This is a genomic window from Aquimarina agarivorans (genome assembly GCF_000218485.1).
Lineage (GTDB): Bacteria > Bacteroidota > Bacteroidia > Flavobacteriales > Flavobacteriaceae > Aquimarina > Aquimarina agarivorans.
The window spans coordinates 1-24,067 of sequence record NZ_AFPB01000076.1 but is presented as its reverse complement, the minus strand read 5'-3'; the positions used below and the strand labels follow the sequence as shown (position 1 = coordinate 24,067).

At 33.9% G+C, this 24,067-nt stretch carries 11 protein-coding genes; 1 reads left to right on the top strand and 10 read right to left on the bottom strand.

What is annotated here, in order from left to right; translation table 11 throughout:
- On the top strand, positions 1–1,411 hold a 1,411-nt coding region (locus GMC_RS20490; RefSeq protein ID WP_010520835.1), incomplete at its 5' end, for a hypothetical protein.
- A 157-nt stretch (positions 1,412–1,568) separates the two neighbouring features.
- On the opposite strand, the gene GMC_RS0103505 is transcribed toward GMC_RS20490, so the two are convergent.
- The 10 genes from GMC_RS0103505 to GMC_RS0103460 form a co-directional block, all read right to left on the bottom strand.
- A complete protein-coding gene (locus GMC_RS0103505; protein ID WP_010520834.1) occupies positions 1,569–3,215 on the bottom strand; it encodes a solute:sodium symporter family transporter in 1,647 nt (548 codons plus the stop codon).
- A 384-nt stretch (positions 3,216–3,599) separates the two neighbouring features.
- Positions 3,600–6,779, bottom strand: coding sequence for a glycerol kinase GlpK (gene glpK / locus GMC_RS0103500; protein ID WP_010520833.1), 3,180 nt, complete (start codon positions 6,777–6,779; stop codon positions 3,600–3,602).
- 1 nt (position 6,780) lies between these two features.
- Complete coding sequence (locus tag GMC_RS0103495; RefSeq protein ID WP_010520832.1) at positions 6,781–8,547, bottom strand: glycoside hydrolase family 36 protein; 1,767 nt, start codon at positions 8,545–8,547, stop codon at positions 6,781–6,783.
- A gap of 308 nt (positions 8,548–8,855) precedes the next feature.
- The gene (locus GMC_RS0103490; RefSeq protein WP_010520831.1) at positions 8,856–10,442 is read right to left on the bottom strand and encodes a RagB/SusD family nutrient uptake outer membrane protein; all 1,587 of its coding nucleotides are present in this window, start codon (positions 10,440–10,442) and stop codon (positions 8,856–8,858) included.
- An 11-nt stretch (positions 10,443–10,453) separates the two neighbouring features.
- Entirely contained in the window at positions 10,454–13,480 is a 3,027-nt protein-coding gene (locus GMC_RS0103485; protein ID WP_010520830.1) for a SusC/RagA family TonB-linked outer membrane protein, read from the bottom strand.
- 368 nt (positions 13,481–13,848) lie between these two features.
- Positions 13,849–14,835 (bottom strand): GntR family transcriptional regulator, encoded by a 987-nt coding sequence (locus tag GMC_RS0103480; RefSeq protein WP_238527912.1) that lies wholly within the window; start codon positions 14,833–14,835, stop codon positions 13,849–13,851.
- A 160-nt stretch (positions 14,836–14,995) separates the two neighbouring features.
- Complete coding sequence (locus GMC_RS0103475) at positions 14,996–18,223, bottom strand: VCBS repeat-containing protein (RefSeq protein WP_010520828.1); 3,228 nt, start codon at positions 18,221–18,223, stop codon at positions 14,996–14,998.
- A gap of 166 nt (positions 18,224–18,389) precedes the next feature.
- Positions 18,390–20,174: a RagB/SusD family nutrient uptake outer membrane protein gene (locus tag GMC_RS0103470; protein ID WP_010520827.1), complete on the bottom strand. Its 1,785-nt coding sequence runs from the start codon at positions 20,172–20,174 to the stop codon at positions 18,390–18,392.
- Positions 20,175–20,183: 9 nt separating this feature from the next.
- Entirely contained in the window at positions 20,184–22,655 is a 2,472-nt protein-coding gene (locus GMC_RS0103465) for a SusC/RagA family TonB-linked outer membrane protein (RefSeq protein WP_010520826.1), read from the bottom strand.
- On the bottom strand, positions 22,652–23,434 hold the full coding sequence (locus tag GMC_RS0103460) for a TonB-dependent receptor plug domain-containing protein (RefSeq protein ID WP_010520825.1): 783 nt from the start codon (positions 23,432–23,434) through the stop codon (positions 22,652–22,654). Before GMC_RS0103460 ends, GMC_RS0103465 begins: the two co-directional genes overlap by 4 nt.
- Between the last annotated feature and the right edge of the window lie 633 nt (positions 23,435–24,067).

Below are 24,067 nucleotides of genomic sequence, written 5' to 3'. Positions count from 1 at the left end.
GTTAATAACATCTAAAGTACGTGTTAAATACCCTGTTTTTTTGGAAACAAAAGTAAAAGTAAGTAACACAACTCTAGCCTGTGCCGTTTGGATGTTAAGTCCTGATGATACTCAGGAAATTGATATTATTGAAGCTTATGGTGATTCTGATAAAGTCAATAATGACTGGTACGCTAAACGCATTCATTTAAGTCATCATATGTTTAATAGGAATCCTTTTAAGGATTACCAACCAAAAGATGAAGGAAGTTGGTATGAAAACAACAATACCATTTGGAACAAAGAATGGGTGCGAATTGGCGTTTATTGGAAAGACCCCTTAACTTTGGAATATTACATTAACGGTGAAATGGTTCGTGTAGTAAAAGGTCTTGATATGATTGACCCTATGAATTTTTCGAATAAAAAGGGAATTTACAAGGAAATGGATATTATAATCGATGCCGAAGATCAACCATGGAGAACTAAGCAAGGATTAACTCCATCAAAAAAAGAATTAAAAGATGTTGAAAAGAACACTTTTTTAGTTGATTGGATTAGAATTTATACGCCTGTAATGACAGAAGAATACGTAAGCAACTTTGAGAAAGAAAAAAATAAAAAAAGTGATGAAAAAAATTCAGCTGTTACTGAAAACAAATTGTCAAAAAAATTAGTAGATACTTCAAGTCTAGCTTATAAGACAACTAAAAATAGTGTTAATGTAAATAATAATCCAGGTGATAAAATAATTGTACAAAAGATAAAACCTATTGATAATACTGAAATTGCTAAAAAAACTATTAAAAAAGTTACAGATAAACTTTCTGAAAATGTTAGTAAAAAAGTAGTGGTTGAAAAACAAAATACAAATAATGTTATCCCAAATATTGCTGATAGCAATAGTCACGAAGTTGCCAATACAAAAATTGATACTAACACTATTTTGACAACAGAAAACCTCAATTCCTCTTACAATACTCATATTGCAAACACTCCTGTTAAAGATTCTTTAAATATTGCTAGCCATACAACTAAGCCTTTCAAAAAAACGATTACTAGCAACGAATTAACAACTAAAGAATATAGCGTTATTAAAAATGGTAAGAGTATTGTAAAAAATATTACTAAGGATACTTTGGTTGCACAATCAAATGACAATTTTTTAATAGCTGATAAAAAAATAAATATTGATTACAAATCTTTTTCAATGTACAAAACAAGTAACAACAATGATTTTTTAGAAATTAAAAGTGACTATCAAATTGATAAAGTACAACTACTTACTCAAAAATTAAATCTATTTCAAGAGTTTATTATAGACAAAAAAACAACCACATTAGATCTTTCTAATTTACCAAAAGGGTTTTATTACGTTAACGTACTATCTAAAGGTAAATTAGCAACTCAAGCATTTACTGCTATGGAATAAAGTTTCAAAATTTGTATTAAATTCAACTTAGTAAGTTTATTGATATATTCCTTTAAAACTACTTGATTTTTTTGCATTATTGTTAGCTAGCAATAGTCATAAAGGCTGTATAAGTATCTTTGTACAGCCTTTATAAACAAAAAATTAATACATACTTCTAAAAAATAAAATAAGTACTCAACACCAATACTGTAATAAAGGCTCCTGAAACTAACGCATATTTCCATGGCGTGATATCCACTTCTTTTGTTTCCTGTGCAATGTAAGCTTCCGATCTTGGATACAATTTTCCAATTACTAGCATGATCCCTATATTAAGCACAAACAAAATTGCCATTACATGTAAAAAATGCGGGTAAGCTCCCGCTTCAATCAAGCTCAATTCCGAAGGATCAGTTACGCCTACTACTTTTGCCTCGGCAAGTGCCGCTGCAATCATTTTGGGTTTAATTATAAACTGACTGATTGCATATAAAACTACCCCTGAAATAACTCCTATTTTAGCTGCAATGGCAGGCACCTTTTTTGTAAAAAAACCAATAACAACCACCGTTAGTATAGGAATACTATAACATCCATTAGCTTCTTGTAACCAAGCAAACAGCCCTTTAGGCGCATTTGCTATTAATGGCGCTACAAGCATACCGACAACACCTAAAACAAGTCCAAACATTTTACCAGCTCTAACTGTTTGATGTTCCGTAGCACTTTTATTAAAATATTGTTTGTATAAATCAAAACCAAACAATGTGGCGCTACTATTTAATAAACTATTAAAGGAACTTAACACCGCACCAAATAACACCGCCGCATAAAAACCAACCAACGCTGCTGGCAACACTTTTTTTACTAATGAAGGATACGCTTGGTCAGGATTATCTAAATTTCCATCAAACACATGCCAAGCAATAATCCCCGGAAGCACCACAATTACAGGAATCAAAAACTTTATTAAAGCGGCCAAAATCATTCCTTTTTGCCCTTCTTTTAAACTTTTTGCACCAAAAACACGCTGCAAAATCGCTTGATTAGTTCCCCAGTAAAACATTTGTACCAACATCATTCCCGTAAAAATAGTACCAAAAGGAATGGATGCATCCGCGGCGCCAGCCGCTATAAATTTTTCAGGGTTTGATGTCCACAAAATATCTAAACCTGCCGTAACACTACCATTCCCAATAAGCATAAGCCCAAAAACAGGAATTAACATTCCTCCAATAAGCAACCCAACAGCATTAATTAAGTCCGACACTGCAACCGCTTTTAATCCACCAAAAATAGCGTATACAATACCAATAGTTCCAATAGTTAATGAACATATTCGGATCGCATTAATTTGCGAAACCCCTAATATTTCGGGAATATCAAACATGGTACTAAATGCCAACGATCCCGAATAAAGTACCGAAGGTATAATCACAATCACGTATCCACTTAAAAATAATACCGTAAGTATCGCTTTTGTTTGGTGATCAAACCTGTTTTCCACATATTCTGGTATAGTGGTAATACCCCCTTTCATGTAACTCGGTAGCAAAAACACCGCCGTTATAATCATAGCAATGGCAGCCAACGTTTCCCACGCCATTACTAAAACACCTTCAGTAAATGCCTGTCCGTTTAAGCCCACAATTTGTTCGGCCGAAAGATTAGTTAATAATAATGACCCCGCAATGGTAATAGCTCCCAAACTTCTGCCCCCTAAAAAATACCCTTTTGCTGATTTTTCATCAGTACCACGTGTTGCCCACCATGCAATTACAGCAACCAAAAATGTAAAACCTACAAACGAAATTATTCCCATAAATTAACAGTTTAAATTTTCAACAATTATTTCTTTAAAAAACCACTTCAGTATTTTTTAAAAACCGACAAATGACATACACATAAACTTAATGCTCATAAATCATTCATTGAGGGCGTGACCACAAGGGTCAGGCTTTCCATTACAATTCCTCGCTCCTCCAGAGTCGGGCTGTGGGATTTTCATTGCAATCCTTCACGCAAAAACTATAGCTTCAGCAAATACAATCACATTACGAAATTGTAATTTTATTGCCAATAGATTGCTATTTTCTTAAAAATAACATGTTAATATACTGATTTATTGATAAATAAGTGTAAACAACTACCAATTAGCTACAAAGAGCTAGACTTATGAGATTCATTAATTGGAAATGAAGTAATCTTATGCAATTTCATCCTTATAAAAAGTAGCCGCATCTTGAAGCAGCATATCCAAATACGCATTTTCTTTTTCAACTCGTTTGCTATTCCAACTCAAATACTTTACTAAATCTTCCTGTACAATGGATCGAAACTGACGTACACTATCAATATCAAAATACAGTCTGCCGGTTCGGCGCACAAAAAAATCTGCTAAACTATTTACCATTTCAAAATGAACGCCGTACCAAACCTCAGCCCTCACCAATCGTTCATCAATAGACTCATTCAAAAAATAGTTTACCTTATCAATAATAATATCCGATTGTTTTCCATACGTAGTAGACAAATACCAGCCGCAGTACTGATCTGTAATTCCTAAATCCTTTAATTTTACATTAATTTGATTGGTATATGCTTCAACCTCATCGGAATTTTTTAACGGCGCACTTGTTAGCGCTATTTTTTTAGTAAACGACTTTGTAAAACTCTCTTGCTTTTTTGTACTCATTGTTTTCAATACGGTGTCAATGACACGTTGCGCCATTTTTCGATATCCAGTTAATTTGCCACCAGCTATGGAAATCAATCCTGTTTTAGATTGAAATATTTCATCCTTACGCGAAAGTTCCGAAGGATCTTTACCGTCTTCATGAATCAAAGGACGTAAACCCGCCCAGTTGGATTCAATATCTTCTAATTTTAAATTGACCTCAGGAAACATATTATTAGTAGCATCTAATAAATAATTGGCATCTTCCAAAGTGGCTACCACCCTGTTTAAATTGGCACTGTAATTTGTATCCGTTGTTCCTACATAAACTGCTCTTCCTCTGGGTATGGCAAAAATCATTCGTCCATCGGGCACGTCAAAATAAATGGATTGTGTTAACGGAAATTTTTCTCTGGAAAAAACAATATGCACCCCTTTGGTCAAATGCAAATGCTTATTATTCATAGATTGATCTTTTTGGCGCAACAAATCAACCCAAGGACCAGCAGCAGATACATAATTATGAGCAGTAATTTTAAACGTTTCCTTGGAGTTATAATCAAAACATTCCAGACTTTTTATTTTTCCTTCTTCATCGTAATCAAACGAACTCATTTCGCAATAATTAATAATACTAGCTCCGTAATAAGCGGCTTTTTTTAGCAATTCCACCGTTAAACGCGCATCATCGGTACGGTACTCCGCATAATAACCACCTCCCGTAAGGTTGCGATCGTTTAATAAAGGTTCTTTTTCTGAAGTTTCTGCGGCAGTTAACATTTGACGTTTGTCCACGTCTTCTACATTGGCCAAAAAATCATAAACTTTTAATCCAATGGCAGTCATCATTTTACCGTACGTTCCTCCTTCAATAAGCGGCAACAACATTTTTTCAGGCACTACTAAATGCGGTGCTAATTTATGTACAATGGCACGCTCACTCCCCGACTCTTTCACCAAACCTATTTCCATTTGTTTTAAGTAGCGTAAGCCGCCATGAATCAGTTTTGTCGATTTATTACTAGTTCCCGAGGCAAAATCGTTCTTTTCAATCAGGCATACCTTCATTCCGCGCGAAGCGGCATCTAATGCAATCCCCGCACCAGTTACACCCCCTCCAATAATCACCAAATCAAACTTAGTATGCATGGCGTGTTTTAATTGACGTTGCCTATCCAATACGGAAAATCGAATAGGTTCATTCCCGTGTATGGCAAGCATTTTTATATTTTCAGTTCTGGTTCGAGCCACCGCATGTTTCCATCCTGTATATTTTTCAGTTCTCTCGTATTCAGTTATTTGAGGTGTAAATTTTTTATCCGCTTTGTTCAAATACACCAACTCCTTTTTAGACCATAGCCCTGCTTTCATTCCTGCCAAAAACGCAGCACCTAATGCAGTAACCTCTAACATTTCAGGTCTTTTCACTTTAATATTTAAAATATCAGCTTGAAATTGCATCAAATAATCATTTGCCGATGCTCCACCATCAACTTTAAGTTCACTCATTAATTTGCCACTATCTTCAACCATGGCTTCAAGCACATCTCGTGACTGGTAAGCAATAGCATCAATGGTAGCTTTAATAATTTCTTTTCGCCCTGTTTCCAAACCCAAGCCATAAATAGCTCCTTTAGCATCCGTATCCCAATAAGGAGCCCCCAAACCTGCAAAAGCTGGCACCACGTATAATCCTTTTGTTGATGGTGTTTCCAAACAAATAGCACTGGTTTCGGATGCTTTAGAAATTACCTGTAAAGCATCGCGTAACCATTTAACTGACGCTCCTGCTACAAACACACTCCCTTCCAATACATACTTTATAGTTTTATCGGGCAAACTACAACACAAGGTTGTCAACAAGCCATTTTTTGACTGGTAGGCTTTTTTACCTGTATTTAATAGCATAAAACACCCTGTTCCGTAGGTATTTTTTGCTATGCCTGATTTGAACCCACCTTGCCCAAATAAAGCTGCTTGCTGATCACCTGCCACACCGCAAATTGGAATTTGAATATTATTAACAGTCACTGCCCCAAAATTTGAAGAAGAACATTGCACTTTGGGCAACATCGATTTTGGCACTCCCAGAACCTTTAACATTTTGGCATCCCAATCTAAATTATGGATATTGAACAACAGCGTACGTGAGGCATTGGTGTGATCAGTTACATGTTTTTGTCCATTAGTAAATTTCCAGATCAACCAAGTATCAATTGTTCCAAATAACAACTCCCCTTTGGCTGCTTTTTCCTTTGCTCCATCCACATTATCCAGAATCCATTTCAGTTTGGTTCCTGAAAAATAAGCATCAATAATTAGCCCTGTATTTTCAGATATATAAGTTTGTAGTCCTCTTTTTTTAAGGTCATCACAAATATCCGAAGTACGTTTATCCAACCAAACAATAGCATTATATATAGGTTTTCCTGTGGTTTTATCCCAAACCACTGTAGTTTCCCGTTGATTTGTAATACCAATAGCTAAAATTTGATTTTCAGAAATAGTACACTTAGCCAATACCTCTTCAAACACCTGTTTTTGATGCTGAAAAATTTCCTCAGGGTCATGCTCTACCCAGCCTTGTTTAGGATATATTTGTGTAAGCTCCTTTTGTGCAATACCGCATATTTTAGCTTTTGCATCAAAAATGATTGCACGCGTACTTGTAGTGCCCTGGTCAAAAGCTATGATATATTTTTCACTCATATTATGTCGTTATTTTTGAACAAATAATTAAACCACAGGGCGGCACATTAATATACTTAAAAACTTCATTCATTTGTATGGTAAATTGTTTGGTTAGGTTTCCCATACAATCATACACCTTGCATGAATAAGCACCATGGATTGAGTTATAATTTAATATAATTTCTTCAGTTAATTTGCCGTTTATGATATCAATACGATCCGAATTTTTTTCAATTGGCAATACGTAATCATCATAAATTCCCACTATTGAATGCACTGCAGTTTCCGATTTTATTATAGGATAATTTGCCAAGGGTTTCAATGGCGTAAACTTCCCTTGGAGTAACACCTCCTTATTACGTGTCCAATAGTTAATGTAAAAAGAAATCATTGCCAATTCATCAACAGTTGCTTTTTCTAACAATACCGATAATTGCGGCACCCCAAAAAGAGTATTTACAACTTGCAACGCTTTGTGCGCTACCAGTGCATCAATATGATAGGTAAACATATCGCTATGCACAGCAGTTTCTCCACATAGCATCCGTAAATCCGCAATGCGTACCCTATTCATCACTGAATCGCCAGGACAATCAAAAGCCCTGAACATATTTCCATATTTCCGCATAGCGGGTCCCGTATATTTTTGTCTAAATTCAATAATTAAATTAGGTTTTATGGTTTTTAAAGCTTGTACAATATCTGTCATCAACCGATCGACTGCTAAATTCACCGAAGCGAAATCCCTACCATTTTCTTTAGTCAATATGGTATTTGTATACACTTTAAATTCGTCTATAAAATCCAATTTAAAACCGTCCAAATCCCATTCCATAAGTGCTTTTACATAAATACCTATCAAATGAGTCCTGACTTCTGGATATCGGGGATCAAACACAGGTGCCCAACGATGATCTTCTGCTAAAAGCATTCCTTTAAATTTTTGGAACGCTCTGGATTTCTTCCCGCAAAACGGAACAGCGTACCACAATGCCAGTTTCATACCTATTTGATGCACCTTATCCACAAAATTTCGCATTTTTGGAATGCGTTCGGGTTGCCAGTCACCGGTATAATCATATCCTCTATTGCTATCGTTAGTTTGCCAACCATCATCCAATATAAGCACACCAAACCCGAGTTTAACCGCTTTTTTTGATTCAGCAAGCAAGCGTTCAATATCCAAATCTTGATGAAATTGATACCAGGTAGAATATACTGGTAAAGTAGCTATGTCATTTCTTTCCATTACTGGAGAAAGTTGTTTAAATGAGCTCCACCACTGACTTATTTTATCCAAAGCATTGGAAAAATGATACGTGGTAGTGTCAATGATTAATTGCACTTTGTAATTTTTTATTTGGTGATGCTTTTCCTTAAAAAAAGAAATATGACAATGTATACAATCGTCTTCTTCTCTATACAAAGCATTTAATTCAGTAGTATTAATGGCATCCGAACATGCAAAGGTGACGCAGTTTTCATCATTATGACCAAAAACAGCTACCACTGGGGAATCGACAGAAATACGCGCCTCCAAATGATCCAATTCCCAATCATCCATAATTCTTTTTGAAAAATCGGATGTCGGTTTCCAAACTCCCTTAACATTTATAGCTGGGAGCCTCCATTTAAACGTAGTTTGTTCTGGTTCAAATACGGTATCTGAAAAAAAATGAAGCTCATAAACAGCTATACTTCCGTAAGATTCAATCAAATTAGTAGTCACCTCAAATGCGTTGGAAGTATTTAAAATATCAATGTGATGTGTACTATCTATTTCCATATGCTGGATTGTAAATTATATTTTATTTAGTGAGAATTTAAAGCTTTTGAAAAACTGGAAAAACATATTCATAAATTACCTATTAAATGTTACTGATTTGCTTAATGCGCTAAATAAAAAAAACCTTAATTTACGATGAAATTTTATTTTTTTTGGAATTCCAATTTTCGTTTGAGCACTAGGCTAACTAAAAAATTGATATTCACTTAAGCATGATTTTCAAAGAAAATAAAATAGAACTAAGCAAACTTTTCACGGCTTGCCTAGTTCACAAACTAACTAAACTATGATATAATGTTGCAAAACAACTAATATCCGGGGTTGGGATTAATATTGGGATTTGCTGATAATTCGGCTAGTGGAATCCAAATCAATTCATCTCTATTAGGTTGAAATGATCCACCTACCAATGATTTTGGATGATTAGGACCTCCGTGTAATGAAGGAGTGCCTAAAAATTCGTCAGCTAAATCCCAGCGAACTAAATCAAGAAAACGATGCCCTTCACCTGCTAATTCCATAGCACGCTCGTCAATAATGGCTTGCGCCATTGTATCCTTGTTTAATCCACTTAATAACTCAATATTGGCTCGGGCTCTTACTTGATTCACTAAAGGCTCTGCCTCTGCCGTTCTATTTAATTCATTTAAAGCTTCTGCTAGCATTAATAGTACATCGGAATACCTAATAACGCGCCAATTGTTACCAACATTAGCCCCTAAAAAATTCACTTCATCTCTAGATCCTAAATCCATACCAGCATATTTTTTCGAAAAAATAGGCTCGACACCAGCCGCTTCAGCTATTTGAACATCGGTTTGAATGGGCTGTCCATCGGCATCATTTCTTACCGTATTTAAATCTTCTTCAAAGGATACCCCACCATAACTTACAGCATTTGGATAATCATATAACAAGGTTTCATTTCTTCGGATGGTATCATTATTGCTTTCAAATAAATCTCTTAGCCATGGATTAATGACATGTCCGCGATCTGGTGATTTGGTAGGTGGCGCATAATCAATATGATAATTCCCTTGTGTTCCTGTTCCTGAGATGTCTACTCCCCATATAAAAGAGTCTACAGCTAAAAATTGCAATTCAAATAAGGATTCGTTGTTATTTTCATTGTCAATTCCAAAATTTTGACCGAACATTTCAGCTGGTAGTAGCGAGAAATTACCTTCATCAACTATTTTTTGAAATTCAATACGTGCCTTGTCCCATTCTTTGTTATACAAATACGTTTTTCCTAATAATCCAATTGCCGACCACTTTGTAGGTCTCCCAGCATCATCTCCCGACCATCGATTTGGAAGCATTGCTTCTGCTTTTCTTAAATCGTCAATAATTGTCTGTCTTACTACATTAGGTTCTACTTGACCAGGTTGTAAAGCATCCAAATCGGGCTCTTGAAGCACAAGAGGAATATTTCCATACAGATGCAGTAAATGCCAGTAATTAAATGCCCGTAAAAAATAAGCTTGACCAAGTAAGCTTTCAAAATTACTATCCGCACTGGCATCAACTCTAGTAATTATGGTATTACAACGCCCGATTGATTTATACATTTGTTGCCATGGTTCTAATGCCCAACGATCTGCTGGTGTAGCTTTAAGACCAGCCATAGCTGTATTTGATCCAAATTCAAATACATTGTATTCATCAGAGCGTAAAAACGCACCAGTATGCAACACTCTTCCCCAACAAAATGCTGTTGTTAGTGGATGAAAAGCTCCATTTACAGCAGCTTCAATCTGCTCAAAATTAGCTCCAAAGTTAGCACTTGATGTAGCATTATTATTTTCTTTTTCCAATACATCTTCGGAACAACCAAATAATAGGATTCCTATGAACACTACTACTCTAATTTTTTTTATGTTTATTGATTTCATAGTTCTTTGTTTTAAAATGTAGCTTGAATACCTAATGTAAAAGTTCGAGCATTGGGATAAGCTCTAGCATCTAAACCTCTTCCCAGTAATGGATTCACAGGAACTCGAACTCCAGGTACTCCCGAATTTAAACTTGCTCTACCTCCGTCGGTTGAAGAAACATCTGGATCGTAGCCTGAGTAATCTGTAAGGACAAATACATTTTGAATATTAAATGATAATCGAAGATCTTTAATGATGTCATTACCTAAAATACCATCTTTAAAATTATAGCCTATTTCCAGAGTTTTTAGCCTAAAATAAGAACCATCTTCTACAAAAAATGACGAAGGCGCTTTGTTATCTGCTCCATCACTTACTGTGGCACGGGGTATATTGGTAATTCTATTATCAGGTGTCCATGAATTTAACACTTCGGTAAGTTTACCTCCATCTTGCCATAAAATATTATAATACCTACTTAAATTATAAATTTCATTTCCTTGTACACCTACAAAATTCAACCCTAAATCAAAATTTTTGTATTCGGCATCAAAAGTAAATCCATAGGTAAAATCGGGTACTGGATCACCAATTACTGTAAGGTCATTTTCGTTAATAGCTCCATCGTTATTTATATCTCTTCTAACAAAGTCTCCTGTATCAGGATTCACTCTATCTTCTACAATAAACCCATAAAAAGCGCCTATGGGTTGATTAGAAATAGTTCGATTGACCCTACGTAAATCTTCGTCAATTTCGGGTCCTAATATTGGATTGGGAATGTCACCAGCTTCACTCTTGATATTAAATGAGAAGTTTGTTCCTGCCGTAAATGTAAAATCCCCTTCGCGCTTTTTGTAATTAAGGCTAAATTCAAATCCTTGGTTAATTAAATTACCAGCATTACGTGTGGTGGGTAAATCAAAGCCCAAGCTAGGTGCTAAATTTATATCAACAATAACATCCTCAATATCTTTTGAAAAATAATCCGCAGTAAAATTGATTCTGCTATCTAATAAAGAAGCATCAACTCCAATATCAAACGTTTTCGTTGTTTCCCATATTAAATTAGGATCGGCAATGGTTAACCTAGCCAAGCCGGTTGCGTTTGTTCCTCCGAATGAGGTATTGGATCTATTATTCGGAAATACATCTTGTGTTGGATAAAAGGTATCTGGATATGAACCTAATTCACCATAAGAGGCTCTCAATTTTAAATAATTGACAACTTCAGATTTCCAAAAAGCTTCATTACTAATATTCCATCCTGCTGAAAATGAAGGAAAATATCCTACTCTATTAACCTCTGCAAAACGAGATGTAGCATCTCTACGTAATGTTGCCGAAAATAAATATTTGCTATTGTAATTATAATTTACTCTTCCAAAATAAGATACTAATGTAGCCTCACTATCTTCGCCTAAAAGCACCAATTGATCACTTGAAGGCAATGCACTTGTAACTTGTATAGAGTTTGCTGGTGTATTTTGTCCAAAAATACCGCCACTTTCAATATTTTCTTCGAAATAAGTAAATCCTAGTACCGCTCCCACCTTATGCTTGTCAAAATCTTTATTAAAATTAAGTGTAGGCTCTACTTGAAAATTTAATTCTTCGGTTCTAAAATCGGTAAGGTCATTTTGTTCATTAACATTACGAACGGCATCTACGGAACTTTGAAAAAAGGTGGGCGTAAATTGAAAATTTCTAACATTACGATAATCTACCCCAAAGGTTGCCCCTGCTCTTAAATAGTCTGTAATATCATACTCTAATTTAACGTTTCCGAAAATGGTTCTGGTTGTTGTTTCATTTTCTTCTAAAGTTGCTAAAGCAAACTGATTTACACCACCCGGACCTTGAACTTGGGTTGATGGAGCTTCAAAACCTCCTTCATTATTTGGATTTCGTACCGCTACCGTTGGAGCTGTAGTGCCATCAAATCCATACCAATTATTTTCTTGTAGTTTTCCTTGAGCTACACCAACTGATTGAGTTACATGAAATTTATTTTTATCAAATTTACTATTAAAACGAAGATTGATACGTTCAAAACCAGACCCCACTAATATCCCATCCTGATCAAAATAGTTGAATGAAAAAAATTGAGATGAATTCGCCCCTCCACCTGATACCGTTAAGCCATAATCCTGAACTAAAGCGGGAGATATATTTTGATCTTGCCAATCGGTATTCACACCATTCCAAGTTACTTGTGGCGCCGGATCGGTTGATGCAGGGTCTTGATCATTTCTAAAACGTTGATTTAAATATTCGGTATATTGTTGTCCATTAATAAAATCTAATTTTTTACTTGGTGTGTCTACTCCTATTCTTGAAGTAAATTTTACTTCAATTTCTCCATTTTGACGACCGTGATTCGTTTCAATAAGTATTACACCATTTGCAGCTCTTGATCCATATATGGCTGCAGCCGCTGCATCTTTAAGAATAGAAATATTTTTGATGTCATTTGGATTTACAAACTGCATATCATCAACAAACAAACCATCAACTAAAAAAAGCGGTGAAGCATTACTTAATGAATTTACTCCTCGGATGAATACATTTGCTCTACCCCCTGGTTGTCCTCCAAAACTTTCGACCTGTATCCCTGGGGCTCTACCTTGTAAGGCAGTAACGGGATTACTTGCTACGGCAGTTTGCGTAATTTCTTTGGCTTTTAATGTAGAAATTGACGAGGTTAAATCCTTTTTTATTTGCGAACCATAACCTACGATGATAACTTCGCTTAACGAAGCAGTATCCTCCTCCAATACTATATTAATTGTTTTTTGTCCCGAAAAAATGACTTCCTGAGATGCATAACCAATGTAGCTGAATATAATTTTTTGCCCATCCTCAATACTGTTTAATGTATAGTTACCATCAAAATCAGTAGTGGTTCCTTTTGTGGTTCCCTCTATGGAAATATTTACCTGCGGAAGTGGAAAGTTTTTATCACTAACAACTCCTGAAACAGATTGCTGTGCCTTTGCGGAAAAAATCCCAAAAAATATAAAACCTATGATTTTAGAATATAGTTTTAAATTCATTTGTTAGTTTTTTAGTTAATACTTTTAGCTAATAAAATTGTACTATGATACACTATGCCACTTGTAAAAGTAACAAAAAAATTAATAAATATTTAAAATTAATATATTAAAATTAATAATTTATTATTTTTTAACGATAAAAATTAAAAAAAATACAATTAAGGCAGGGAAGAAATTTAATATTAACTAAAAAAAATACAATTGTGCTAGAAAAAAATTGAGAGTAGTAAAATCAGTTAAACTACTTATACTTTGATTTGAAAAAAACAGCTTGTTTTTTAAATTTTATTAAAATTAAGACGCCTGATTATTACAGTTGGTTAAATTAAATTCATTTTTGATCTAAATTTTAAATAAAAATGATTGTTTTACAATGAATTACGTTGACGCAAATAAGTAGGGACAATTTCCTGAATGGGATGTTTCTCCTTTACGAAGAGAGCGGCTTTTTTTGCCATATAAGTAAAATCAGTAGAAATAGTGGAAATTCCTCCGAAGGCAATTTCTTTAATAATATTATCATCATGCGCTAAAATGCCAATGTCCTTACCTAAACGATATTCCATATTACGGGCATCTTTTAGAACTTTCCATAATTGCGTATCGCTAATTGAAAAATACACTGAATTTCTTTTTAAGGTATTTGGCTCATAGCTTTGAACCACCTCGGCATTGATCTGATATTCATTCACAAAACGATTAAAAGCTTTTAAAATATCGGATGGATAGTCAGATTTTTCTTTATAAAACAATACAAAACGATCATGTTTTTGAATGTTATCCTTTAGTTCTACTAATTTTTGATAGGTGACTTCTTCAAATTCTTGTGCAATATAGGAATACTCCTTAGGCATTTTCAAATAACGATCAACAAGTAATAATTTATCCGCTGCAATTTTTTTAAGCATACCTGCTACTTCAATTTGCTGTATTGGTGCTACAATGTACATACCATACTTACGTGATATATTTTGAAGAATAGTTTTTAGTAAGGATACATTATTGTGGTGAAAAAATATATCGATATGGTATTTAGCTCCTAATTCTTTTCTGAAGGTATTATAAAAATCTTCCTGAAAACTATGAAAAGCAAATAACACTAATGCGACTCGCACAGTAACATTTGTTTTATCGCTAATTATGTAATATCCTTTTAAGCTTTTAGATTCTACTAGTCCACGATCTTTCAACTCATTATAGGCTTTTACAAATGTCTTTCGGGCATAGCCTACATCAGCTACCATTTCATTTATTGAAGGTAATTTGTCTCCTATCTTCAAGATTTTTGTATCGATAGCATTAATAATACCCAAAACAATTTGCTCATGTTTTGACACCGAATGAATATTCTGCAAATCGTATATTTTTTTTAATAGTGAAGACATAACTTCTTTACAATAAAGACCTTTTTAAAAGAAATTCTATAAAAACGAAGTTAGGTTTTAATTACTAAACTAGAAAATTGAAGGTTTATTTATGTTGAAAATGAACAGCTTTTTCAACTTGAAATTAATTTTAATGACGTTTTATAAATTGTAAATAATCATTATTTTTTACTGAAATAATATATTCCTGATTATCCATTTTTATAGTATTTAAATCTTTTACATTTCCGGTTGTATAAAAACCACTGTCCCTTGAATTTACACTATTAAAACCTCCTTTTTTATCATTCTCTAACAATAAACCTATACTAGCATCATTCCTTGGAGTTTCCACTTCTGCCTCATACAAATTCCCTGCAATTAGTAAATCTTTGTACCCATCATTGGTATAATCAGCCACTAATATTTGATTTACCGAAGATAATTGAGATAGACTAGGAAGCTGATGTGGCTGAAAGTTGCCTGAAACATTTTCAAAATAAGTATGTGCAAAAGTTTCTACTTGATAATAAGAAGCGTTTTCAATATTTTTTTTGCCATAAATATCCAACACTGTTGCTTTAGAAAAGGAATCATAATTTTTGAACTTACGTTTAATGGTTGGAATTTGTTGGCTTGAACATTCCCTACCCCTAACCGGGTACTGCTCCCCTTCATTATAATAACTTAATACAATATCATTTTTTTCATTTTTATCAAAATCATTAACATACATATCAAATGTTTGCTCCTTGGAAGCTTTATATTTGTAATTTAACCCTAAGTTACCCGCTACAAAATCTATATCACCATCATTATCAAAATCGGCAGCTTTTACTGAATTCCACCAACCATGATAATTTGATAATCCCACAGCTTCTGTGACATTTTTTAAAATACCGTTATTGTTTTCAAACAACTGTGGTGTCATCCATTCGCCTACTACAACAAGATCTAACCAAGAATCCCCATTATAATCAAACCATTGCGCTGAAGTTACCATTCCTAATTCTTTAAATAAATCCTGTTGGGAATCATTTAATTTAACTTGGCTTGTCTTACTATTATTTGTTAACAATACACTACCGGGTGCACTAGGATAATTCCCTGACATTAAACGACCGCCGACAAAAATGTCCTGATAGCCGTTTTTATCAAAATCTGCTATTGCTACAGCCCCACCACTAAAAGAAGTTTGAGACAGAGTAGCCTCATCTTTTTTAAATTTTCCTTCACCATTATTGATATATAAACGATCATTTATAAATTCACTTTTTGTTGAAAATTCATATCCTCCGCTTACTACATACAAGTCTTGGTCACCATCATTATCGATATCTACAAATGCTGCTTTAATATCTTCAAACTTTTTTTCACTTTCCCATAACTCCTCTTGAGTTTTTTTAAATTCTTTGACTCCTTGCAGATATAAACTTCCTGAAAAATCTTTAGCCCCTCCAACAAATATATCTTCTTTTCCGTCCCCATTAACATCAGCAACCGCAAGCGCAGGACCTAAATTAGATAGTTTATGAGGCAGTAAAACTTGAAACTTAAAATCATTAAATCGATTTTCTGTGTGCTTGTGTTTTAAAATTGTATCCTTTAAAAAGCTAGTGAACATTTTATTTAAGGAATTACTTACTATCTCTCTATTTTCTGAAGTATTCGTAACATCATAATTAATTTGAAGGTGTTGATTTGTATTTATATTTGTTCGAACCTCTTGTTTGCCATTTGGCCAATCAATGTATAAAGTATCAATAAGCTTTGCTTGTGCTACCCCAAAATGAAGTTTTGGAGCTACTGCTGATTGAAAACCTCTAGTTTGTGTTAATTCTCCGATTTGCTTTATGGAGTCGGTAACTATAGTTACGCGGGCACCTATGCCAAATTCATTTTTTGCTATTCCTTTAAAACTTATTGATATAAAATTATTCTTTGCCTTATTATTATTTTCAAAAACAGAGGCGTAATCGTCAATATTGTTAACTACAATATCTAAATCACCATCATTATCCAAATCACTATACGCACAGCCATTTGAAAAACCAGAATAAGTAACTCCCCATTCGGTATTCATTTTACTAAATGATAAGTCTTTATTATTTTTCAAAATAAAATTTTCAATTTTTTCTGAAGGGATAGCCATTGCTTTTTGTAACAAGCTATCTTTTTTATTTTTCGATTTTGATAATTTCGCAAAATAATCTCTATTGTTAATTTCACGTCTTGTTCCATTGGAGATAAAAATATCTTTCCATCCATCATTATCAAAATCAGCAAATAAAGGACCCCAACTCCAATCTGTTGATGAAATTCCTGCTACACGAGACGTATTACTAAAATGAGGAATAGCCGTATCTTTTTGAACATTTCCTCTATTTAATTGCAAACTGTTTTGCATATATTGGTAACCAAAACCAGAGTTTACAGTACTCCAAAACAATGCCGGATTCATACTAGCCATATTCGCTTTGGAGCGTCTATTATTTTGAGCAGACATGTCTACTTGCAAAATATCTAAAAGTCCATCATTATTATAATCGGCAATATCTACGCCCATCCCATAAAATGATGTTTGTTTTGTTGCTTTTTTTATTTGTTCAGAAAATGTACCATCTTGATTATTAATGTATAAATAATCAGGTGTTGCAAAATCATTTGAAACGTAAATATCGGGCCAACCATCATTATTTACATCAGCAACAGTAACACTCAAACTTAAACCAAAAGATGCTACTCCTGCTTGTTTGCTAACATCCGTAAAAGTATCTCCATCATTTCGGTACAATTTATCGCTATCTACATCTTTCACGTCTTGCATTTTGAAGCGGTAATAGGTGTTGGATGCATTAAAAGGACTTGGCGGGTAGTTGGCTATATATACATCCAAATCTCCATCTTTATCGTAATCAAAAAAAGAGGCTTGCACACTGTTTCCTTTATTTGCCAATCCATATTTTTCTGCGCTTTCAGTAAATGTGTTATCTTTATTATTAATATAAAGTTCATTTTTTTTATCTCCACTTTTACCTGCTACACAAGTATAAATATCTAAAAAACCATCATTATTAACATCCGCAATGGTCACTCCAGTATACCATTTGTTACTCCCACCAACTCCTGCTTTTTCGGTTATATCAGTAAACTCTAAGTTTCCCTTGTTTATATACAACCTATTAGCTACCTGATTGCCTGTAAAAAATAAATCATCTAAACCATCATTATTTATATCACCAACGGCAACTCCGCCTCCCATATACAAATACGAATAGGTAAAGTAATTTAATGAATCTGTTTCTGTAAGCGTATTTTTAAATTTAATACCTGTTGTATTGGGTGCTAGTTGGCTGAACTGTTGCTGCTTTTTTTTCAAGCTTTCGCAAGAAAGTAAGATCGCAAATAGCAAGAGAACAAGTAATTTATGTGGTTGAAGAATTTGTTTCAATTTAGTATTTATTTTATATAAATATAGAAACTAAAAGCCTCAAGCAAATACATACTTGAGACTTTTAAATGGCCTTTATATTATATTTAATTCATTAGTTAGGAGTTATAACACCATTAGATTCATCTATAACCCTTTGAGGTATAGGAAAATATTCATCATCAACAGAAATTTCCACGTTATTCAGATGCTGTCTTTTAACAAAAGATTTCAATTCTGTATCAGAAAATTTTAATCGTTCATCGTTTAAATATTCTCCTAAAACTTCTATCAATTTATCTTGGCGTACTATTTCAAAAAAGCGATGTCCTTCCATAGCCAATTCAATACGCTGTTCATGTGCTACGGCTTTCATTGCTTGCTCTTGACTTGTAAACGTTCCATATTCTGAAATTAAATAATTTGCCGCAGGAGTTACCGCCTCAGTTTCACTATCAACTTGAGTTACAAAATCTTCTTCGTTGGCAGCTCTAGCTCTCACCATATCAACTAATTCAACTGCTGTAGCTAAATCAGCTTCGGCAGCTGCAATTTCTGCTCTCCATAACAGTACCTCTGCAAAGCGGATAACAACATAATTTAGTTGATTTAAGTTTGGTGCCCATGCAGCTCCGGTAGTAGTTTGTGTCTGAAGCTGACTTTGCATGTGTACATTTTTACGCGGTAAAAAAGACCCTCCATTTGACATATCTCTAATCCAGCTTCTCCCTTTATGAATCCCAAATCCTTGATAGTCTATTCCTCTTCTTCCAACAGTTCTGTCTAGTCGAGGATCAACGGTACCTTGTTCAGGAACAAAGGTTACATCATAACTTGCTCGGTCACTATCGTTATCTTCAAAATTTGGGTTTTCGGATCGGAATTTATTAAATTGCTGTTCTTCACTTGTTACATCAACTTCGTTAAAATCATCCAATAATGGTAGCCCTGTAGCGTCTGTTTTAAACGCATTCACTAAATTTTGAGAAGGCTGAAAAAAACCACAACATCCCCCTCCAGCTTCACCAGTTTGTGGGAAATTTAAAATATCACCCCATCGGCCGTTACTATCGTTTTCTGAATTATCATTTACGTTGAATTGAACTGCAAAAATACTTTCAGAATTGTTATTTTTTTCAGCATTGAAATTATCGCTAAAGAGTGCTGTTAATTCATACGGACCATTATTAATCACATCATCTAAAATTGGTTTTGCTGCATCGTAATCCAATTGATACATATGTGCTTTTGCTAAATAAGTTTTGGCCATCCAACTATTGGCTCTTCCCACCTTGTTTGACTCTGGTAATAGCTCAATAGCTCTTTCAAAGTCTCCTTCAATGTCATCCCAAACATCCACTCGGTTTGGAACACTTTCTACGGCATTCTCATCAATATAAGGGATCTTGTTCCACATCTTTTTTGCTTCGAAATGATAGTGCCCCCTTAAAAATAGCGCTTCACCTGTAAAGTTATCATTGGTATCACTATCAATATTACCATTAGTAAAAGAGCTATTCACCCTTTGGATTGCTTGATTAGCTCTAAATACACCTTCGTAAACAGCGCGCCACTTTACGTTTAAAAATGAATTGGTGACTTTAGGCTCATAAGATTCAAATTGATTAATCTCCTGGGCATCATTAGGCTCACTTCCTTTATACGCATTATCACTAGTAACTTCTCCATACACCCAATTGGATGCTGATGCTCTCCAAACATCTGCATTATCCAGGTTCCCATCTAAAACTGCATAAGCTGCAATAACAAAACCTTCCAATACACTTGAATCACTTTCTAACAAATCATCAGTTATTGAACCTTGAGGTTTTATATTTAATTCATTTTCGCAGCCAAAAAAAAGACTGACCATCAAAAGCATTATTCCTATTTTTTTCATAACAATTTTTTAAAGAGTTAGATTAATTCCAAATATCAGTGATCTAGAAATTGGATACGTACCACTATCTACACCTAATGACCTTAAATTATTACTAGTTGTGTTTCTAAAATCAGCATTATTATTAAAGTTTTTTACTGAAACTTCAGGATCTAAACCTGAGTAATCAGTAAATGTCAATAAATTTTTAGCCTGAACATAAATTCGAAGTCGTTCTAATTTTAAATTATCTGTAAATGCTGCTGGTAATGTATATCCTAATTGAACATTTTTCAATCTTAAATAAGATCCGTCTTCTACAAAAAAAGATGATGGCTGCGTACCCAACCTACTAATACCGAGACCCTGTGTGCTTATTCCAGCTGCATTAGGTGTCCAAGCACTAACGTAATCCCTACTCTTAGAGCCATCGAAAATTCCTGTATCAGTAAAAACTTTTGTCAAATTATAAATTTCATTTCCTTGTGATCCTTGCAAGAAAAGTGATAAATCAAAGTTTTTGTAATCCGCACTAAAGTTAATTCCGTAAGTAAAATCTGGGTGAGGATTTCCAATAAATTGACGGTCATCCCCATTTATAATTGGATTTCCTTCATCATCGACATCTCCACTAAAATTTTCAAAAATTGGATTCCCTTCAGCATCTACTCCTTCAAATCCAAATCCAAAAAATGATCCAATAGGTTCTCCCTTTTTTGTATTGTTAATTTGTCCAATAGAAAACGCGTAGTCTGTTCCAAAAATTTGTGCCTCATCATTATCTGGATCAATAAATTCAACTTCATTTTTATATGCTGAAACATTGGCTCCAATTCTATAAGAAAAACCTCCGCTCGTAGTATGATTAAAGCCTAAATTTAAATCAAATCCTCTGTTTGTTACTTCTCCAGAATTAGCAGCAATTCTATTATTTTGACCAAAAACAGTTGCATCAAGCTGAAAAATTGCCAAAACGTCTTCAGTTGTCGAAGCATAATACTCAAACCCAATATCAATTTTATTTAATAACGTTAAGTCAAAACCGACATTTGCTGTTTTTTTAGTTTCCCAAGTAATATCAGGATTCCCTTTGCTAATTAAAGAAAACCCTCTTGTTGAAGTTCCCGAAACAGGATAAAAATCAAATTCAGGACTCAATCCGCTTCTATTTTGATCTAAACCATCTGGTATTCCATCATTTCCTATTTCTCCATAACCAAATTTTAACAATAAATTTGTAACTACATTTGAATCAGCTAAAAAGCTTTCACTGGACACACGCCAGCCTGCACTAAAAGAAGGGAAGTAACCTACTCTCAAATCACTATTGTTAACCCCAAATTTGCTAGAAGCATCTCGTCTTATAGTAGCTGATAACAAATACCTATCATCAAATTTATAATCTATTTTTCCAAAAACTGAAAACAATGCAGACCGCAGTCCTCCACCAGAACCATTCGTCGTATCCGCAGTATCGATAAACTGAGAATCGACATCTTCATCCGAAAGTAAATTTTGTCCAATTACTTGCAAATCTTTATTTCTTATTTTCACCAATTCACTACCCAACAAGGCGGTTACTTTATGCTTATCTGCAAATAATTTATCATAGGTCAATGTATTAAACCAAGTTAAATTTGTATTAGTAAAAACCCTTTCTGTTAAATCATTACCCACTTTAACTGTTTCATCGAACAATCGCCTTGGCTTAAAGATTCTTTTTTCAGAAGTTAAATAATCAATACCCAAATTTGTTTTTGCGGTAAGACCATCAATTAACTCATATGAAGCAAAAAAGTTACCTGTAGTTCTAAATCTATTATCTCTATTATCTCTATTATTTATTGCTGTGGCTATTGGATTTTTACCAGTTCCAAGATTACTAGCTTTTGTCCCTGAAAAACCTCCAAAAACATCTCTAACTGGTATAAGTGGATGAATTCTGTACAAATTTATTATAGCGTTGTCCAAACTTCTGTCATCGCCTTCTCCTTCAAATTGAACTGATTGAGCGTATGTGAAATTTATATTTTGACCTATTTTTAATTTGTCAGTAATTGAATATTCAGAATTTAATCTGGCATTATACCTTCTATAATAGGTTTCTAATCCAACCCCATCTTGATCTAAAATTCCTAAACCTGCATAATAATTAGAATCTTTAGATCCACCAGACACACCAATATTGGTATTATGAACAAGCGCAGAATTAAAATAATTATCGAACCAATCTGTACCGCTTTTATTTGCTCGTGATATCGGATTTTCCAAACTATAATTTGATAAATCTGCTGTACTGGCACCTGCCGGGATTATGAAATTTGGTAGTACTGGTTGTGCCCCACCTCCATATTGAGGGTGCGAAGGACTTAAACTTGGATCATTCCTATTAATTGTTCTTTGTCTTGTAAATTCAATATCCGCTAATTCTTGTGGTGATGCCAAATCAGGTAGCACTCCATTTGGGATATAATCAACTCCAGACCAACTTGTAATGCTCAATTTTGTTTTTGGTTTTTCTTCCCTTTTTTAGTCGTTACTATAATAACTCCATTTGCAGCTCTATTCCCGTAAATTGCAGCAGAAGAAGCGTCTTTAAGCACTTGAATGGATTCTATATCTGACGGATTAATTTCGTTAATACCACTACCAGTTGGTGTACCATCAATAACATATAATGGATCTGCGCCATTTAATGAGGAAAAACCTCGGATACGAACGGCTGCTGTACCTCCTGGTCCTCCTTGATTACCAACGGTAACTCCTGAAGCTTGACCTTGCAAAGCCTGTTCTATAGATAGTGGTGCTGTTTTTTGTAATTCTTCAACATCCACTACTTCTACTGATCCTGTAATATCTCTAGTTGATTTACTGGAATATCCTACCACTACTACTTCTGTTAACGCATCAGTAGAAATTTGTAAACTTACATTTAATGTTTGTTGTCCATTAAACAAAATCTCTTGTGTTTCAAATCCTACATATGTTATAGCAATAGTTTCCCCATCTTTTACATCCAATATAAATCTACCATCAAAGTCTGTTTGTGTTCCTTTATTTGTTCCTTTAATAAACACTGTGGCTCCTGGCAATGGTTGTCCGTCATTGTCAGTTACTACACCCGTAACCTCTGTTACCATGGTTTTGTTTGCTAAAATGTCAAAATCTAGACCTCTTTTAGTAGTTTTACTACTAAAAACAACTATTGGCATTAACGTTGTTAGTAAAAAAACCGTGAGTTTTTTTACAAAAAAATAATTTTTGTTAGTTTTTTTTGTCATAGTTAAATTAGTTAAGTGTTAGCTTTACTATATCGTTGTAAATGCAAGATATTAAAAACCACAAATTATTGATACTTTAAAAAATTCAAAAATTTTTTAAATATTTAACTATAATGTTTTCGTTTATTTGAGGAATTTGCAAAAAAAACATATTTAATCGGTAAGACACTAATTAATTTTTACAGTTTTATCTTACAAAAAAGAAACCTTATTAAAAAAGACTAATGCTTCTTTCAAATTAAAAATTAATTACGCAAAACACTCAGATGTACTATTCTTACGCTGTTTTTTTAATATTCACCATTAATTTATTACTAGATGAATTTAAAAACCTGACAATCAATAACTAAACTTTACATATTTTCAACACTTCTGTTCAACCTATTTTTTAAACACTTCATCTATTTTACCGAACAACAACACAATACCCCTAAATTGTGAATAATATTTTAACAAAAACTAAAGAAAATTGAAAAAAATCTGTTTTTTGATTTATTATACATCCTATTTTAACAAAAAACGATGCAAAAGTTTACGAACATAGTTTAACAATTGGTGCAAAAAGGATGATTTAGCGCCATTAACTGATTAAATTTCACATTAAATTACAGTTGCGATAGTCATAGAAAAAAT

Coding starts and splice junctions, on each gene's coding strand:
- GMC_RS0103505 (WP_010520834.1), bottom strand. CDS start 3,215: ATGGGAATAATTTCGTTTGTAGGTTTTACATTTTTGGTTGCTGTAATT.
- glpK (WP_010520833.1), bottom strand. CDS start 6,779: ATGAGTGAAAAATATATCATAGCTTTTGACCAGGGCACTACAAGTACG.
- GMC_RS0103495 (WP_010520832.1), bottom strand. CDS start 8,547: ATGGAAATAGATAGTACACATCACATTGATATTTTAAATACTTCCAAC.
- GMC_RS0103490 (WP_010520831.1), bottom strand. CDS start 10,442: ATGAAATCAATAAACATAAAAAAAATTAGAGTAGTAGTGTTCATAGGA.
- GMC_RS0103485 (WP_010520830.1), bottom strand. CDS start 13,480: ATGAATTTAAAACTATATTCTAAAATCATAGGTTTTATATTTTTTGGG.
- GMC_RS0103470 (WP_010520827.1), bottom strand. CDS start 20,174: ATGAAAAAAATAGGAATAATGCTTTTGATGGTCAGTCTTTTTTTTGGC.
- GMC_RS0103460 (WP_010520825.1), bottom strand. CDS start 23,434: ATGACAAAAAAAACTAACAAAAATTATTTTTTTGTAAAAAAACTCACG.